Source organism: Streptomyces phytophilus, from assembly GCF_013870535.1.
GTDB classification, from domain to species: domain Bacteria; phylum Actinomycetota; class Actinomycetes; order Streptomycetales; family Streptomycetaceae; genus Streptomyces; species Streptomyces phytophilus.
The window spans coordinates 1-1,710 of sequence record NZ_JACBXC010001266.1; the positions used below are offsets into that span (position 1 = coordinate 1).

The 1,710-nt window shown below is 74.5% G+C and carries 2 protein-coding genes and 1 pseudogene; 1 reads left to right on the forward strand and 2 read right to left on the reverse strand.

Translation table 11 applies throughout. The features are described 5' to 3' along the window. Both H5J30_RS31450 and H5J30_RS31455 read right to left on the reverse strand, forming a co-directional pair. A pseudogene (locus H5J30_RS31450) lies at nucleotides 1-289 on the reverse strand (haloacid dehalogenase type II); the annotation flags it as partial. Continuing rightward, a complete protein-coding gene (locus H5J30_RS31455) occupies nucleotides 286-1,098 on the reverse strand; it encodes an SAM-dependent methyltransferase (RefSeq protein ID WP_181790960.1) in 813 nt (270 codons plus the stop codon). The gene H5J30_RS31455 and the pseudogene H5J30_RS31450, both read right to left, overlap by 4 nt. Nucleotides 1,099-1,235: 137 nt before the next feature. Between H5J30_RS31455 and H5J30_RS31460 the strand changes: the two genes are divergently transcribed. Beyond that, on the forward strand, nucleotides 1,236-1,710 hold a 475-nt coding region (locus H5J30_RS31460; protein ID WP_181790962.1), incomplete at its 3' end, for an ATP-binding cassette domain-containing protein.

Here is a 1,710-nt window from a genome sequence, read left to right on the forward strand (position 1 = left end):
CGTCGAAGGCGGCGGCCACGCCGTGGCGTTCGAGCAGTTCGTCCAGCGACTCGCGGTGCAGCACGTCGAGGTACGCCCACTCCCGCTCGCCGCCGTTGACCCGGCCCATCGACGGCAGGTACATCCCCCGCCACTCGTCGGCGAAGGCGGCGCCGTCCAGCTCGACGCCGCGGCGCCGCGCCAGGTGCGCCACCTGCTCCGCGACGCCCGTGCGCCAGTCCACCGTGGTGCCGAAGATGTCGAACGCGACGGCCCGTACCGCCCCAGGACCGAACTCCTCCGCCGTCATCCGGCTCGCCCCTTCCGTCCTACGCCGCCGAACTGGTCGACCGGCTCCGGTTCCCCGCCGCCGTCCGGCCGCCAGCGGGAGCACGACACGACACCGGGCGCGACCGGCTCCAGGCCCGTGAAGAAACCTTCGATCTCCTCCGGCGTGCGCAGCACGTACGGCACCGCGCCGCTCCTGTTGTACGCGTCCTGCGCCCGGCGGGCCTCCCGGTGCACCACGCCCGTCCCGTCGCTGAGCACCAGATGGCTCCCGGCCGGCAGCGCGCCGACCAGGCGGGCGACGACCCCGCGCGCCCGGTCGTAGTCCGCGACGTGCCCCAGGATCCCGCTGAGGATCAGCCCCACCGGCTCGTCGAAGTCCAGTGTCTTCGCCGCGCCGGCCAGCACCGTGTCCGGCTCGTGCACGTCGGCGTTCACGTAGTCGCACACCCCGGTGGGCCGGGAGACCAGCAGGGCGCGGGCGTGGGCGAGGACCATCGGGTCGTTGTCGACGTAGACGACCCGCGCCGACGGGTGGATGCCCTGGGCCACCTCGTGCGTGTTCTGGGCCGTCGGCAGGCCGGTGCCGATGTCGAGGAACTGGCGTATCCCCGCCTCGGCCGCGAGGTGGCGCAGGGAGCGGGTGAGGAAGGCGCGCGACGCGCGGGCGATGTCGACGATCGCGGGCGAGAGCCGTACGTACGCCTCGCCCGCGAGCCGGTCGACGCGGTAGTTGTCGCTGCCGCCCAGCCAGAAGTTCCAGATCCGCGCCGACTGCGGCACGGTGGTGTCGATCACCGGCGCTCTCCCGCCGCCATCCGTGTCCCCCATCAGAACTCTCCCGCCACCAGTCGCGCTTGAAGCCACAAAAAATAGACCAACTGTCCGTGCACCGTAAGCGATCCGGCCACCCCGGCGAGGTCCGGGGCGCTCGCCGCGCGCGTGTCAGCCGTGAGATCATCCGGGCCATGAGGCTGGACGGGGTCGGGCGCCGCTACGGCAGACGCCGGCCCTGGGTGCTGCGCGGGGTCGACCTGCGGGTGCCGGCCGGCGGGCTCGTACGCGTCGAAGGCGCCAACGGCGGCGGCAAGTCGACGCTGCTGCGGCTGCTGGCCGGCATCGACCTGCCCAGCGCCGGCCGCATCACCGGCCGCCCCGCGCGCACGGCGTACGTGCCGGAGCGCTTCCCCGCCGCCCTGCCGCTGACGGCCCTCGGCTACCTGACGCACCTGGGCCGGGTGCAGGGGCTGCGCTGGGCGGAGGCGCGGCGGCGGGCGGGCTGGTGGCTGGAGCGGTTCGGGGCGGGGGACTCGGCGCGTACGCCGCTGGACGAGCTGTCGAAGGGCGGCAGCCAGAAGGTCGCGGTGGCGCAGGCGCTGCTCGCCGGGCCGGAGCTGCTGGTCCTCGACGAGGCGTGGACCGGGCTGGACGCGCGGGCCGAAG

Excerpts from the sequence above, each read along its gene's own strand:
- H5J30_RS31455 (WP_181790960.1), bottom strand. The coding sequence starts at position 1,098 with ATGGGGGACACGGATGGCGGCGGGAGAGCGCCGGTGATCGACACCACC.